The organism is Halalkalibacter oceani, from assembly GCF_023715605.1.
Taxonomy (GTDB): Bacteria; Bacillota; Bacilli; order Bacillales; family Bacillaceae_D; genus Halalkalibacter; species Halalkalibacter oceani.
In genome coordinates this window covers 12,017-26,792 of sequence record NZ_JAMBOL010000029.1, presented here as the reverse complement: position 1 = coordinate 26,792, position 14,776 = coordinate 12,017, and the positions used below count along the sequence as shown (strand labels likewise).

Below are 14,776 nucleotides of genomic sequence, written 5' to 3'. Positions count from 1 at the left end.
GAAACGACTGGGAATAAGAGGAATTGTCGATCCGCTGTCGAAAAATCAATTCCAAAACCTCCCGATTTTTGATATGATCGGCTATGGTAGGGCTTATCCCCTTGTGGGATAAGCACGAAGCAATGAGCGTAGTCGCTACAATCCTTAAAAGCATAGAGAGAAGTGGGGTTCTTCTCTCTATGCGAGTAGCGCACGAAGCCATTGCCACACACTTTTCAAAAATCGATAATCGTTGATATTATATTATAGAAGTGAGTTGGTGAAAAACAATGTCAAATCGCACCGTTTCTGTTCTTGGTGTTGACTTTTTACATACGACAATGAACGAGATGATCGCGCGTCTCTCAGGTCATTTGGAGCGTGAGGAAAAAGCATTTGTCGTCACAGCTAATCCGGAGATTGTGCTGCATGCGCAGGAGGATGAAGCGTACAGAACGTATCTTGCCAAGGCAAGCTATATTACCGCGGATGGAATTGGCGTCGTGAAAGCGGCGGGACTGCTTGGTGATCCGCTGCCGGAGCGCGTAACGGGCTTCGATATGTTCCTCTCCTTATTGGAAGTGGCGAATGAGCGGAAATTCAGTGTTTATTTACTGGGAGCGAAAGAAGAAGTGTTAGAGAAAACAATTGCTGCGATCGAGAGACAATTTCCACAGGTCGAGGTGGCTGGTTCCCATCACGGCTATTTTGACTGGGATTCGACGGAAATTGAGGACGAAATCCGTTTGAAAAAACCGGACCTCGTTTTTCTTGCCCTTGGTTTTCCACGTCAGGAGAAGTGGATTGCCGAACGCTATGACCAGTTCGAGAAAGGAATCTTCATGGGGATTGGCGGGAGCTTTGACGTGTTAGCCGGTGAAGTGAAGCGCGCGCCTGTTTTTTGGCAGAAGATTCATCTTGAATGGTTCTACCGTCTTGTCAAACAGCCGTCCCGCTGGCGCCGGATGCTGGCGCTGCCGGTTTTTGCCGGACGGATTCTGCGTGAGAAGCGGAAGAGGACATCATGAGCCGTTCTTCCTTTTTAAAGGGGGCGATTTGGCTAACGATCGCCACCTTTATTTCCAAGGTGCTCGGCAGTGCCTTCCGTATTCCTTTGCAAAATATTGCCGGTGATGAAGTACTTGGAATTTTCACCGCCGTTTATCCGGTGTACATGTCTGTCTTGATTATTACAGTGGCGGGCATTCCGCTGGCGATTTCAAAGCTGATTTCTACGGCGCGGGGGGAAGGGCGCACGGATGATATTTACTTCATCTATCGGACGGCGACGATTCTCGGCCTCGTTTTCGGAGTAGTGAGCTTTGCGCTGATGTTCACCTTCGCCGAAACCATTGCGATGCAGCTTGGTGGGCCGCTCGTTACATACTCGGTTATGGTCGTTTCCCTGGCGCTTATTTTCGCGCCGTATATGGCTGTTTACCGCGGCTTTTTCCAAGGGTTTGAGGATATGATGCCGACGGCGATTTCCCAGGTGCTGGAGCAGCTTGTTCGCGTGCTGCTCATTCTGGTTGCGGCCGTCTATTTAACGGCCCAGGCTTATTCGATTGATATTGTCGCCGGGGGCGTGATGATCGGCTCCGCTGTTGGCGTCGTGCTCGCACTTATTTATTTGAAAATCATTTTTGCGAAAAGCAAGCTTCTTCCGAAAAAACGGGCAGCCTATAACTGGAGCCAGTTTAAACGGTGGAGCAAGCGAATTCTGATCGTATCCTTGCCGATTTGCTTCGGGGCGCTGACGATGGCGCTGCTAAATGTCGTCGATTCCTTGACCGTACCGCGGCAGCTGGGAGCGATGGGACATACAAGTGAAGAGATTACAAGGTTATATGGTATTTACGGGCGCGGACAGGCGCTCGTCCAGGTCGCTGTTGTGTTTGCCAGCGCTTTGATCCTGCCGCTTATTCCGGCGATCACGAAAGCCCTGACAGAACAGAGGCAGGCAGATGCTTCAGCGTTGATGACAAAGGCGACGACATTTACGCATTTGACATCATGGCCTGTAGCGGCCGGGATGACAGCTGTGACAATCCCGATGAATGTGGTGTTATTTGGCGATGCGCTTGGAAGTGAGGTTATTTTCGTCCTTTCGATCAGCGCCCTGTTTACGTCCTTTACCGTGCTTAGCACCGGGATGCTGCAGGGGGCTAACCGCGAGCGTGCCGCGGCCGTCATTGTCCTTATTTTTTCTATTGTAAAAGTAGTCTTGAATCTTCTCCTCGTGACAAGATTAGGGGTTCTCGGTGCGGCGGTTTCCACGCTCGTCACCTATATTTTCATTACGATTGTGAATCTGTTCGTTCTCTATCGGACGATAAGCTATGCCTGGCTGAAGCGGTCGCATGTCGTCTTTGCCGGGGCAAGTCTTGTAATGGCGGGAGTGCTCGGGCTGTTGCATTGGTTCGTTGTTAACGAGGAATGGTCGCGGGGCGTCATGGCGCTTTATTTGACAGGGGCGATCGTGCTGGGAGCGGTGATTTTTGTTGGACTTGTTCTGGCGCTGAAGGGAATCGACCGCTCATTGCTGCAATCATTGCCGGTCGTCTCGAAATTTGTCGCCAAGGAGCGTACATAAAGGTCATCGATAGAAGTGTAAAATCAAAAGCTGAAAGGATGTCATTACGTTGGTAAAAAAAGGTCTTTGGATTGTGGTGATCCTGGCGCTGCTCGTCTCGATTCCATCTTTAATTGAACGAGTACAAGTTGAGCAGCAAAACCGTTCATATGAAGTCGTCATGCCTTATGAGCAATTTGCTCAGTGGCCGGATATGCTGGAGGGATCGCTTGATGCCGGACAAGCCTTGGCTGAATTAAGAGAAAACGGCTTAACGTCGATTAGTATTGAGCCGCTGACGATTTCTGATCTCGTTGAAGACGGGGTGTTTGAACGCATTCAACGAAGTGAGATTGAGCATGAGCATCCAGAGGCACGGGGAGAGCTCCCGGAAAACAACGGGCAATTCGTCAAGCTGCTGGAGAAGGACAGTGAATACATCGATACTGTCGAAGAGGTGTACAACAATCACTATGCGATTATGACAGAGGAAGGGATTCTTCCTAATCGTCTTCATGTTTCTTTTCATGCCTATGACGATGATGCTTACTTGTTTCTTCCTTATGAAGTGAGTTTAAATGCGATGCCTGTCGGCTTTGACCGTGATGCGCTGCAATTGATTGATGATGCCGGCTTGCATATCATACCGCGTTTACCGAATCATTTTATGAATATCCACAATGAAAATCATTATGTGTATGACATGCTTGACATGCTCGTTGAGGAATACGGGGCTGAGGCTCTTTCCTTTACAGGAAATGATGTCGTCGGCGCTGATAATCCGGAAGAGCTGCGGACCTTCGCCCGGAAGGCAAAAGAGCTCGGCCTGGCGATTGTCACGATTGACTTCAATGATCAACGTGGAATGAGTGCCTTTTTACGCGTTGGCGAGCTGGAGGAAAATGTCGTCCGGCTGTTTAGCATGACGCTTGGAAAAGGAAGAGAAGCTACAACTTATGTTGATGAGGTCGAAAAAGCGTTGCGCGGCTATAAGGAACGCAATATCCGCATGCTCTACGTCAATCCGGTGATGAACTTCCCGACCGGAATGGAGACGTATCACCACCCAGGTGAAGCGTTGACGGGCTACACGTATACGCTTGAAATGCTTGAGTTGTTGACAAACCAGCTTGGAGCAGATCAGGCCGGGACAGCCCAGCCGTTTCAGTCGTTTTCACAGCCATTTATCATCACCCTGCTAGTCTTGGCAGGAACGGTCGCTTTCCTGAGCTTAACGGGTTTGGCCCTCCATCGCTATCTCGGTGTACTCGCCGCGGTCGGCGCTCTTGGGTTAAGTGCGCTGGCGCTGCTTCATGTCGACGTCGCCTTGAAAGGTCTCGCCTTACTAACGGCGATTAGCGGGGCGGTTTATGCCGGCTTAGCTGTTGACCGGATTAAAGATTGGAAGCAGCTAGTCGGGCAATATGCGTTATCAGCAGCAATCGCCTTAACGGGAGCGTGGCTTGTGATCGCGCTGCTTTATGGACCGACCTTTGTCATGAAAGTGGATGAGTTCAGAGGGGTGAAGGTGCTTGCCGCTGTGCCGGTTCTTGTTGTCGGGTTTGTGCTGTTTGCTTCCTTCTTGAAGAAGCTGATGAATGAGCCGGTGCGCTATTGGCATGTCGTGATCATGGGGCTCGTTGTCGGTGTACTTGGTTTCTATGTGTGGCGGACGGGAAATGCCGCGTTGACGCTGCCGTATGAGCTTGAATTTAGATACTGGCTTGAATCAGTGTTATATGTACGTCCGCGCACGTCGGAATTTCTTGTCGGATTTCCACTATTTGTGCTCGGCCTGTACTTGCGGATGAAAAACGAAAAAGCGGCGCCGCTCTTTATTACATTGGGGATGCTCGGCTTCGCTTCGATGGTCGGCACGTTTACTCACTTGCATACCGCCCTGCTTGTTTCCTTAATTAGAACGGGCTACGGCCTTGTATTTGGTTTTTTGATCGGGCTTGTGCTTATTTTCATTTATCGCCTGATCATCCGTTACGTGTACCCTGAAGTAAGAAAGAGGTGGCTTGGATGAGGCTCGTTTTATCTGGCTATTACGGCTTTGATAATGTCGGCGATGAAGCGATCTTGTACGCGATTATAAGCGCGTTGCGTGAGGCCGATCCGGCGGTTGAGATTACGGTTCTCTCCAACCAGCCGGAGCAAACCGCCTCCAAGTATCAAGTGAAGGCTGTTAACCGGTGGAAGATAAAAGAGATCATCCGGGCGATCCGTTCCTCTGATGGGGTGATTAGCGGCGGCGGCAGCCTGCTTCAGGATAAGACAGGAAACCGCAGCGTCATTTACTATTCGGCGGTGATGTGGATCGCCAAATGGCTGCGTAAGCCTTATTATGTCTATGCTCAAGGGATCGGCCCCCTGCAAAGCAAACGGAATCAGGCGATTGTCAGACGGACATTGAACGGCAGTCGGCTGCTCACCGTCCGCGATGCAGAATCGAAACAATTGCTCGAACGGATTGGCGTGACGAAGCCGATTGCGCAAGTGCCTGATCCAGTGCTCGGCTTAACTCCGGCTCAGTCTGAGGATCGTTTCGTCGCGGCGCCGTATATTGCCGTTTCAGTGCGCGACTGGCCGAGTGAGCATCATTTTAAGCAAGAGCTGGCCCACAGCCTCGACAGGCTTGCCGCGGAAGGTTATCCGATTGTTTTCGTGCCGATGCACGGTGAGCATGATGCAAAAGCATCGGAGGAAACACGGCAGCTGATGACGGCCGAGGCGACGCTCGCTCCGCATGAAGCAACGATTATGGAAAAAATAAAGTGGATCACAGACAGCGAGCTGCTGATCGGGATGCGGCTTCATGCGCTAATTTTCGCCGCGGTTGGTGATACGCCTTTTGTCGCGCTGTCCTATGATCCGAAGATTGATTCCTTTGCCAAGCTGTGCCGCCAGCCGGTCGCCGCTCATGTCAATGAAAAATGGGAAGCGGATATGCTTTATGAGCAAGCTGACGTTCAGCTTAGCAAGAGAGAGCAGGCCATCACTGATATGCAGCTTTATACGAAGGAAGCGCGGCAAAAAGCGAGACAGACCGCTTATGATATCCTTCAGGGAAAGAGTAGCATCTAACAAGAGATTTTCCTCTTTTAACATGTTTCAGAACCAGGCGAGCAGGGAAATGATGGATGACATTTTCGGAAATGTGTGAAATTGTGGCAGCCGTTAGGGATTGTTAAGAAATGACTGTGCCTGGTTGCTTTATTTATGCTATAATCCGAAAAGGTAATAGATTAAAAGAGTGTGAATGACGAAAGAAAATCATAAAAAGAGATAAGTTGGAGAAGGTAGAAATAAGGAGGGTCAGCATGCTTGTTTTAGCATTAGTGATTTGCTTCATCGTGACGGTTTTGATTACTCCGGTTGTGAAGCGTTTTGCGATTAAAATTGGCGCCACAGACAAGCCTAATCATCGTAAAGTTCACCAGAAGGTGATGGCTCGGCTCGGCGGTTTAGCGATATATATTGGTTTTTTAGTTGGATTTTTGATTTTGCAGCCGGAAAGCAGCTATACGATCCCGATTTTAATCGGCGGCTTCATTATTATTGTGACTGGTTTTCTTGATGATATGATTGAGCTGTCGGCGAAATGGAAGCTGCTCGGACAGGTCGCGGCCGCAGCTGTTGTCGTCTATGGCGGTGTCCAGGTGGAGTTTATCAACTTGCCATTTGAGATGCAGCTGGAGTTTGGCTGGTTCAGCATTCCATTAACGTTGCTCTGGATTATCGGGGTAACGAATGCGATTAATTTAATTGACGGGCTTGATGGGCTTGCGGCTGGTGTATCGTCGATCGTGCTGCTGACGATTACCGGTATTGCGATTATGGATGGCAGCATGTTCGTCGCCGCTTTAGGTGTCATTCTGTTAGGAAGTACGCTCGGCTTCCTCGTTCATAACTTTAACCCGGCGAAAATCTTTATGGGGGATACAGGAGCTTTATTCCTCGGTTTCATGATTTCGGTGATCGCCCTGCTCGGCTTTAAAAATGTCACGGTTTCCTCATTGCTAGTGCCGATTGTCATTTTGGCGATTCCGATTTCGGACACCCTGTTTGCGATTATCCGTCGCCTTGTACAGAAAAAACCGTTATCAGCACCGGATAAATCTCATTTGCACCACTGTCTGTTACGGCTCGGTCTGACGCACAGACAGACAGTGCTGACGATTTACGCGATGACGGCGTTCTTCAGCCTCGCCGCGGTCATGATGACAATGGCGACGTTCTGGACATCTGTTCTGATCATTTTCGTCCTGCTCTTTGCCATTGAGTTTTTAGTGGAACGAGTCGGCCTGATCAGCAAGGATTATCGCCCGATGATGAATTTCTTAAGACGGCTGGCCAATGCCAGACGACCGCTATAAAGCGTATGGAAAAAAATAAAACAAACCTGGTTAGCATGGCGTAGCAATGGCTACACTTGCCACAAGCCCGATGTGAGTGGGTTTCTCACATCGGGCTTTAAAAGATCGTGGCGGCTCCGCTCATTGCTTAGTCTGGCCGAAGTTCAAGGATGGCTCTTTCCCGCCTTTGGAGGCACAGGGTGTTGGAACAAGATTCCGTTATTTTTCTATTTTGACGCTCATCTGTGCAACAATAGGAACGAGATTCCGTTACTAGGCAAAAACAAGCGGTTCAACCACCTTGTAACCGACAATAGCGGAATGAGGTTCCTTGTACCCCAACGAGAAGGGCCCTGAAAGCGAAATAACGGAATGACGTTCCCTTTGCTCCTCATTTACCGGTGCGGACTTCAGGTATCTTCCTGCCAATCGTCAAATGCGAAATAAGAGCTTGAGACAAAACTAGCTTTGGACCTACTGGCAATGGCTACACACGCCACAAGCCCGATGTGAGTTGGTTTCTCACATCGGGCTTTAAAAGATCGTGGCGGCTCCGCTCATTGCTTAGAGAGGCTGGGAAAAAGGTAAAAAAACAACCTTTTTCCCAGCCTCTTATTTTAAAATGGTGGCTCCTGTTAGCTCGCTTCATCCTGAGCCGGTTCGATCAGCCCAAGGTGGGTCTGGAAGGTAACGGACAGCTCGCGGACTGAATCCGGGTCAAGCTCGTAATAGTAAACACCGTTAATTCTGGCATCGCGTCCGGCCAAATGCAACGACTCAATCGAATGTAACGAGCCGGCATAGGAATGGAGTGCTAACATGTTACCAAATGTTAAATTCGTTGAAAGATGAGTCTCCACACTTTGTAACACTTCATCGTAATTGTTAATCGAAGAGAGGGAGGCTCCTTTGGCGATGATCGCTTTAATGATCTCCTGCTGGCGCTCACCGCGTCCTAAATCGCCGCGTGGGTCCTGTTTACGCATCCGCGCAAAGGCTAATGCTTCTTCTCCGTTTAACGTCTGTAATCCTTGTTCTAAAGCGATTGCGTCGTGCTGATCGTGACTGTCCATTTCCGTAAAGGCGAATGGCACGTCAACTTCAATTCCGCCAAGCGCATCCACAATCTCAACAAAAGCAACGAAATTCAGCTTCGTATAATAGTCGACTGGAATGTCAAACAGCTGCTCGACTGTCTCCACCGCTAAATCAACTCCGCCAAAAGCATGGGCGTGGTTAATTTTATCCTGATTTCTGCGGCCGGGAATGTCAACAAGGGAGTCGCGGGGGATATTTAACAGTTTGATCGTCCCGAGCTCCTTATTAAAGGTTGCGAGCAGCATGGCATCGGTTCGCCCTCCGAGATCGCCATCGCGGTCATCGACACCAAGAAAGAGAATGGAAATGTTATCCTTGCTCGGTGAAACCGGTTCTTCCCGTTTTTCTGATTTCTCTCCGCGCTGAAGGTCCTGCTGTGTGGCTGAGGATACATCTTGCAGTTTAAGAAAAAAATAACCTATCGTCCCGCCAAGGATCAGGAAGGAGGCAAGGCCAATAATTATAAATGTCCGCATAACTCGTTTCGTTCTTCGCTTGCGCTTGCTTACTCTAGATTGCGTCATCGCAATACCTCACTTCTATCTTGAAAGATACTAATCTCCCCCATAATAGCGAAAAAGAGAGAGAACGTAAAGAAGAAGATTAAGACAGTTTTAGAGATTGATAGAAGGAGGCGCCGCTGACCGGCGATTTCGCAGCAATCCGTCATCAAACCGTGCTTTCTAAATAAAGCTCGTCCCCGCTTTTGACAGTCGCCTGACCGTTCGTTAAATTTGTGATCCACTCATGGAACGATTCCAGCTGATCCGGTTCGACGTACGCCTGGACATCGACCTGCTCAAGGTAGTCAATCCCTTTCATTTTATAAGGAGATTCCCTTAAAGCATGCTCGACTTTTCCGAGCCAGTGATAGTCGATTTCAGTGTGGACAGTGTGGACGAGTGTCCGTTGGACAACACCGACAGCCTGAAGGCCTTCGCTGACCGCACTTCCATATGCCCGGATCAATCCACCTGCGCCAAGTTTAATGCCGCCAAAGTAACGGGTGACGACGACCGCGGTGTCCTTTAAGCCGCGTTTTTTTAACACTTCAAGCATCGGAACGCCTGCGGTGCCGCTCGGCTCGCCGTCATCATTGGCTTTTTGGATATGGTCGGCTTCGCCAATCAAATAAGCCGAGCAATTATGCGTGGCGTTCCAATGCTCTTTTTTGATTCGTTCGATGAAACGCTGCGCCTCCTCCTCGGTTTCCGCCCTCGTAAAATGGGCGATAAATCTTGATTTCTGGATAACAATTTCATGTGATCCTTCCCCTTTCACGGTTTGATAGGTGGAAAGTGGCATGATAATTCCTCCTTCTTTTTTCATAGTTTTACAAATATCAGTTATCGGGGTGTAATATTGATCTGATACGATGGGATCGTCAGAAAGCGTAGTAATTATGTCGCCTATTATAGGTATAATTCAATGATTCTTTGTGCTTTCATTAGAAGATGATGTAAGATAAGAATAGCGAAAACAGCCTATGGGCGCAAATCTCATGCGCAGGCTGGACGAAGGATGAGGCTGGTGATGACGCTTGACTGACACAACGTTGCTCGACAAGATTATTACAAATACCTTGGAAGCAGTCGGGGAGAGCCGGGAGCAGATTTTTGAAATTGGTGAAAAGTCCCGGGCCGAATATGTAAGTCTTGCAGAAGAGCTAAAACAAGTGCGTTTAAAAGTAGCGGCCATTATTGAAAAAACAGATCAAACGCAACTTCGTGCCCGCTTTGCGCGAAATCGGCTTGTGGAAGTAAGCCGGGCCTTTGACAAATTCAGCGGAGAGGAAGTCCGGGCGGCCTATGAACAGGCGAATGATTACCAGGTTCAATTAGCCGTGCTGGAGCAGGAAGAAATTCAGCTGCGGGAACGAAGAGACCATATTGAACGACGGCTTGTCAACCTGAATGATACGGTGGAGCGGGCCGAGGAACTGGCGGGACAGATGGCGGTCATTTACAACTTTTTGTCAACAGACTTAAAGCAGGTCGGAGATGCGATTGAGGATGCAAGGCAAAAGCAAGCCTTCGGTCTGAAAATTATTCAGGCCCAGGAGGAAGAACGAAAGAAGCTTTCGCGTGAAATTCACGACGGACCTGCGCAAATGATGGCAAATGTTTTACTGCGATCTGAGCTAATTGAACGAATTTATCAAGAAAAAGGAATTGAAGAGGCGTTAAATGAGATTCGAGACTTGCGAAAAATGGTAAAATCCTCACTTGTCGAAGTGAGACGGATTATTTACGACTTACGTCCGATGGCTCTCGATGACCTTGGCCTTGTTCCGACTCTTGCGAAATATTTGAAAACATTTCAGGAGCATAACCAAATCACGACTGTGTTTCGCCAGATCGGCAAGGATAAGCGGCTCCCGCAGGAATTTGAAATTGCCTTATTTCGCCTTGTACAGGAAGCAGTACAAAATGCCTATAAGCACGGTGAAGCCTCTGAAATCCAAGTGAAAATTGAAATCAAAGCGACAAAGGTTATAATAATTATTAAAGATGATGGCAAAGGCTTCGATCCGGCGATAACAGAGAAAGAAGGCTCTTTTGGACTGATCGGGATGAAAGAGCGGGTCAATATGCTCAAAGGCCAGCTCACCATCCAGTCGAAACCGAAAGCCGGTACTGTCATTGTGATCGAGGTGCCCTTTCGCTCTGCCACATAAGAAATGAGATGAAAAGAAAATAAAAGCCCGTATATAACGGAGAGGTGATGACAGTGACAGAAACAAATGAAAAGAAGATAAGTATCGTCCTCATCGACGATCACCAATTGTTCAGGGAAGGCGTAAAGCGTATTCTGGCCATGGAGGATGAATTTGAAGTAGTAGCCGATGGCGAAGATGGTTCCGATGCCCTCCAGCTTGTCAAAGAATACCGTCCGGATGTCATCCTGATGGATATTAATATGCCGCAAATGAATGGAATCGAAGCGACGCGGGAGCTGACCAAGGCTTTTCCGAATGTAAAGGTGCTCGTCCTTTCCATTCATGATGACGAATCGTATGTTACCCACGTTCTTAAGACCGGCGCTTCCGGTTATTTATTGAAGGAAATGGATGCGGCAGCTCTTGTGGAAGCTGTTAAGGTTGTAGCCTCCGGTGGTGCTTACATTCATCCGAAGGTAACGCACAATTTAATTAAGGAATACCGCCGTCTGGCGGCAGAGGATGAGGAGCATGAGGATTCAATCGGCTACCGCGAAGTGGAATACCGGAAGCCGTTACATATTCTCACCCGGCGCGAGTGCGAGGTTCTTCAGCTGATGACCGACGGACAGAGCAACCGGGCGATTGGCGAATCACTCTATATTAGTGAGAAAACGGTGAAAAACCACGTTAGTAACATCCTTCAGAAAATGAACGTCAATGACCGGACGCAGGCCGTTGTCGAAGCAATAAAAAAGGGCTATGTCATCGTCCGCTAACGGACAGGCTGCCATTGTAAACGAAAAAGCATCTCTAGTCCAAGCAGACAGAAGAGATGCTTTTTCGTCGAGGCGGGCTGGCCCGCCTATCCCCCCTCATCGGAACAGGAGTCCGTTATTTCTCTCATTTGCTGCTCCTTTCGGCGACAAGCGGAACGAGTGGACCTCTTTATTCCGGCAAAAGACTATCTTCCGTCTTGCCTCGTTTTCCTTCATCGTCTGCGCTTTTTCAAACATCGTCGTTTGAGACAGCTCCTATCAAAATCTACCTTTTGCCTTTCTGCTATTGAATCGTTGTTTGCCCGGCGTGTACAATAAATAATGAATGAGCATGCGTATTAATGATAAAGTGAGGCTTTTGCTATGAATAAAAACGTTGCGATTGTAACGGACAGTACCGCCTACCTGCCAAAAGAGGAGCGGGAGCGTCTTTCGATTTATATGGTACCATTAAGTGTCATTTTTGCTGAGAAAACGTACAAGGAAGAGCTGGAGCTGACGACGGAGGAGTTCTATAAAAAGCTAGAAGGCGCTGAACAGCTTCCGACGACTTCCCAGCCATCAACGGGCCAGTTTGTTGAGCTGTTTACCGACCTGAAGAAACAAGGCTATCAGCAGGTCGTCACGCTACATCTTTCAAGTGGAATCAGCGGTACCTTTCAAAATGCGCTAACCGCAGGCGAAATGGTCGACGAGCTTGAAGTCCACGGCTTTGATTCGGAGATTGCCTGCTATGCGCTCGGCTTTTTCGTCAGGGAAGCAGCGCAGCTTGCCCTGAAAGGAGCCGGAGTGAGCGAGATTTTAACCCGGCTTGAGGAAATAAAGGCGACGCTGAAGGCGTATTTTATGGTCGCTGATTTGGGCCATCTCCATCGGGGCGGACGGCTGAGCGGCGGTCAGCTTCTCGTCGGTAATTTATTGAAGATCAAGCCGATCCTTCATTTCGTCGACGGAAAAATTGTCCCCTTTGAAAAAGTACGAACCGAAAAAAAGGCGATCGACCGCATCCTCCAGCTGCTGGATCAAGATCTTCGTTCCGACGGCCGCTATGAAGTGACGGTCATCCATGCGATGCGTCCGGAAGCAGCCGAGCAGCTGGCTGCCGACATTCGTGAAAACTACGACAATGTCGTCGACGTCGTCATCAGCGTCTTTGGCCCGGTAATCGGCACCCATCTCGGACCGGGCAGCCTTGGCATCTCCTGGTACAAGCAGGCTGAGGCGTAATAGTAAAAAAACAAAGAGGTGAGGACTATGCTGAAATATGCCCCTATTTTTGCAGGGAAGCGATTGCTGCGTTCGGAAATTCCCCTTCCCTCTCACATCCTGGCAGAGCTTGAACAAAAGCAGCTGATCAGACGTGAAGCGGGTCTTGTTACCGAGAAGGGGAGACTGACGTGCCGCCGCTGCAATAACAGGGATCCTTTTTTAATCGGCAGCCACCTTTGCGCGAAATGCGGCGAGCGTTGTCATTATTGCCGGCATTGCCTGACGCTCGGCAAGGTGAGCCAATGTGAGCCGCTGTTCTCCTGGCAGGGCTTGATTCCTCAGCTGCCAGAGGTTGCGGAAAGCCTAAGCTGGAGCGGCGCTCTCTCAGCAGGACAGCAGCGGGCCGCCATTGCGGTGAAAGAAGCGATTAGGCAGCAAAAACAGCTGCTCATCTGGGCGGTTACAGGAGCGGGCAAAACAGAGATCCTTTTCCCGGGGCTGGAGCAAGCTTTTTCAGAAGGGAAGAGAGTCCTTCTCGCCACCCCGCGAGCGGACGTCGTTAAAGAGCTTGAACCTCGTCTGCGCCGCAGCTTTCCACGCATCGCCATTTCTGCCCTCTACGGTGGAAGCCGTGATCGTCACCGTTACAGCCAGCTTGTCATCGCCACGACCCATCAGATTCTCCGCTTTTATCGCACATTTGACGTTGTCATCGTTGACGAGGTCGACGCCTTTCCTTATTCTTACGATCAAAGTCTCGCCTATGCAGTCTCCCAGGCTGAAAAAAAGCAGGCAGCACGCATTTACTTGAGCGCCACTCCTAGTCAAGCACTGCGCTCCGAACCGCTAGAAGTGATCAAGATCCCCCGTCGCTTTCACGGCTTTCCTTTGCCCGAACCGCGCTTTAGCTGGTGCGGAAATTGGCAGAAACACTTGAAAAAGGGCAAACTCCCTGCCGTTCTGCTGCGCTGGCTGACAGAACACCTCAATCAACGTAAGCCGATTCTCCTTTTCGTTCCAACCGTTTCCTTTCTCCATCAAGCTACTCGTCTTCTTCAGAACGATTCTTATGACGCCGTCTCCGTGCATGCGAATGATTCCGGGCGGCATCAACGAATAGAAGCCTTTCGCCAGCAGAAAACCGCGATTTTAGTAACGACGACGATTCTTGAACGGGGCGTCACGTTTCCCGGTGTTCAGGTCGCGGTGCTCGGAGCAGACCATCGGATTTTTACCGAGACGGCGCTCGTCCAAATCGCCGGACGTGTCGGGAGATCAGCCGCCCAGCCGGATGGCGATGTCATCTTTTTTCATTATGGCATTTCACAGGCGATGCGCGCTGCCAAACGCCATATCCAGCTGATGAATCAGGAGGCGAGTACGAAATGAGCCGCTGTTTGTTTTGCCATCAACCTTTTTTTGAACGGGTGAGCTGGCACGGACTTTTGCTGTTGGAGGAAGAGAGCGCGCTTTGTCCGGAATGCGAGACCCAGCTGATCACGCTTGAAGGGCGCCGCTGTCACATCTGCTCCCGCGCTCTTCGTAATGATGAAAGGATCTGTCATGATTGCCTGCGCTGGCAGCAGCGGCAAGAAACGGCCGACCTGCTTGAACGCAACATGTCACTCTATCAATACAATGCTTTTTTAAAGGAAGTGATCACGATGTTCAAATTCCGCGGCGATGCTGAGCTGGCGCGCTTTTTTGCCGGACGGCTAAAGGCGCTTTATCAAAAAGAATTTCGCGGTTACTTGCCGGTCGAGATCCCGCTCAGTGAAGCGAGACTCAAGTCGAGAGGATTCAATCAATCGGTGCTGCTGATGGAGGGATGGGCAGAGGAAACAAAGCTGCTGCAAAGAGCGAGCGGGGAGAAACAGAGCAAGCGGAACCGCAGGCAGAGAATTGCCCGGATCAACGAGCAGCCGTTTCATCTCACACAGTTAGCGAAACCGTTGATTGAAGGAAAAAAGCTCGTCTTGATTGATGACATCTATACGACGGGAACGACGGTCCGGCAGGCGGCGCGGATATTGAAGCGGCACGGGGCAGAGCGCATCGCTTCCTTGACAATCGCACGGTAAAAAGAGACTAGAGACTATTGTCATATGCGCATCAGGCA

Annotated in this window: 12 protein-coding genes; 10 read left to right on the top strand and 2 right to left on the bottom strand. The window is 49.7% G+C overall.

Annotated features, from left to right (window positions below):
* Positions 1–269: 269 nt before the first annotated feature.
* The 5 genes from M3202_RS19040 (at position 270) to M3202_RS19020 (ending at position 6,933) form a co-directional block, all read left to right on the top strand.
* Positions 270–1,007, top strand: coding sequence for a WecB/TagA/CpsF family glycosyltransferase (locus tag M3202_RS19040; RefSeq protein ID WP_251224820.1), 738 nt, complete (start codon positions 270–272; stop codon positions 1,005–1,007).
* Complete coding sequence (locus M3202_RS19035; protein WP_251224819.1) at positions 1,004–2,572, top strand: putative polysaccharide biosynthesis protein; 1,569 nt, start codon at positions 1,004–1,006, stop codon at positions 2,570–2,572. The genes M3202_RS19040 and M3202_RS19035 overlap by 4 nt, the downstream gene beginning before the upstream one ends.
* Positions 2,573–2,621: 49 nt before the next feature.
* Positions 2,622–4,583 carry a DUF5693 family protein gene (locus M3202_RS19030; RefSeq protein WP_251224818.1) on the top strand — a complete coding sequence of 654 codons (1,962 nt, stop codon included), beginning with the start codon at positions 2,622–2,624 and terminating at the stop codon, positions 4,581–4,583.
* A complete protein-coding gene (gene csaB, locus M3202_RS19025) occupies positions 4,580–5,641 on the top strand; it encodes a polysaccharide pyruvyl transferase CsaB (protein ID WP_251224817.1) in 1,062 nt (353 codons plus the stop codon). The genes M3202_RS19030 and csaB overlap by 4 nt, the downstream gene beginning before the upstream one ends.
* Positions 5,642–5,877: 236 nt before the next feature.
* Positions 5,878–6,933, top strand: a complete 1,056-nt coding sequence (locus tag M3202_RS19020) for a glycosyltransferase family 4 protein (protein ID WP_251224816.1) — start codon at positions 5,878–5,880, stop codon at positions 6,931–6,933.
* A gap of 614 nt (positions 6,934–7,547) precedes the next feature.
* On the opposite strand, the gene M3202_RS19015 is transcribed toward M3202_RS19020, so the two are convergent.
* Entirely contained in the window at positions 7,548–8,534 is a 987-nt protein-coding gene (locus tag M3202_RS19015; RefSeq protein ID WP_251224815.1) for an LCP family glycopolymer transferase, read from the bottom strand.
* A 145-nt stretch (positions 8,535–8,679) separates the two neighbouring features.
* On the bottom strand, positions 8,680–9,315 hold the full coding sequence (locus M3202_RS19010) for a YigZ family protein (protein WP_251224814.1): 636 nt from the start codon (positions 9,313–9,315) through the stop codon (positions 8,680–8,682).
* 235 nt (positions 9,316–9,550) lie between these two features.
* On the opposite strand from M3202_RS19010, the gene M3202_RS19005 reads away from it, so the two are divergent.
* From M3202_RS19005 to M3202_RS18985, 5 genes are all read left to right on the top strand, one after another.
* Complete coding sequence (locus M3202_RS19005; RefSeq protein WP_251193636.1) at positions 9,551–10,687, top strand: sensor histidine kinase; 1,137 nt, start codon at positions 9,551–9,553, stop codon at positions 10,685–10,687.
* Positions 10,688–10,734: 47 nt separating this feature from the next.
* Positions 10,735–11,448 carry a response regulator gene (locus tag M3202_RS19000; RefSeq protein ID WP_251224813.1) on the top strand — a complete coding sequence of 238 codons (714 nt, stop codon included), beginning with the start codon at positions 10,735–10,737 and terminating at the stop codon, positions 11,446–11,448.
* Positions 11,449–11,811: 363 nt separating this feature from the next.
* Positions 11,812–12,675: a DegV family protein gene (locus tag M3202_RS18995; RefSeq protein ID WP_251224812.1), complete on the top strand. Its 864-nt coding sequence runs from the start codon at positions 11,812–11,814 to the stop codon at positions 12,673–12,675.
* A 27-nt stretch (positions 12,676–12,702) separates the two neighbouring features.
* Positions 12,703–14,046: an ATP-dependent helicase ComFA gene (locus M3202_RS18990; protein WP_251224811.1), complete on the top strand. Its 1,344-nt coding sequence runs from the start codon at positions 12,703–12,705 to the stop codon at positions 14,044–14,046.
* Positions 14,043–14,738, top strand: a complete 696-nt coding sequence (locus M3202_RS18985) for a ComFC family protein (protein ID WP_251224810.1) — start codon at positions 14,043–14,045, stop codon at positions 14,736–14,738. The genes M3202_RS18990 and M3202_RS18985 overlap by 4 nt, the downstream gene beginning before the upstream one ends.
* Positions 14,739–14,776: the final 38 nt, after the last annotated feature.

What these genes read in the sequence shown, in the direction of transcription:
- M3202_RS19040 (WP_251224820.1), top strand. Translation starts at nt 270, where the DNA reads ATGTCAAATCGCACCGTTTCTGTTCTTGGTGTTGACTTTTTACATACG.
- M3202_RS19035 (WP_251224819.1), top strand. Translation starts at nt 1,004, where the DNA reads ATGAGCCGTTCTTCCTTTTTAAAGGGGGCGATTTGGCTAACGATCGCC.
- csaB (WP_251224817.1), top strand. Translation starts at nt 4,580, where the DNA reads ATGAGGCTCGTTTTATCTGGCTATTACGGCTTTGATAATGTCGGCGAT.
- M3202_RS19020 (WP_251224816.1), top strand. Translation starts at nt 5,878, where the DNA reads ATGCTTGTTTTAGCATTAGTGATTTGCTTCATCGTGACGGTTTTGATT.
- M3202_RS19015 (WP_251224815.1), bottom strand. Translation starts at nt 8,534, where the DNA reads ATGACGCAATCTAGAGTAAGCAAGCGCAAGCGAAGAACGAAACGAGTT.
- M3202_RS19010 (WP_251224814.1), bottom strand. Translation starts at nt 9,315, where the DNA reads ATGCCACTTTCCACCTATCAAACCGTGAAAGGGGAAGGATCACATGAA.
- M3202_RS19000 (WP_251224813.1), top strand. Translation starts at nt 10,735, where the DNA reads ATGACAGTGACAGAAACAAATGAAAAGAAGATAAGTATCGTCCTCATC.
- M3202_RS18995 (WP_251224812.1), top strand. Translation starts at nt 11,812, where the DNA reads ATGAATAAAAACGTTGCGATTGTAACGGACAGTACCGCCTACCTGCCA.
- M3202_RS18990 (WP_251224811.1), top strand. Translation starts at nt 12,703, where the DNA reads ATGCTGAAATATGCCCCTATTTTTGCAGGGAAGCGATTGCTGCGTTCG.
- M3202_RS18985 (WP_251224810.1), top strand. Translation starts at nt 14,043, where the DNA reads ATGAGCCGCTGTTTGTTTTGCCATCAACCTTTTTTTGAACGGGTGAGC.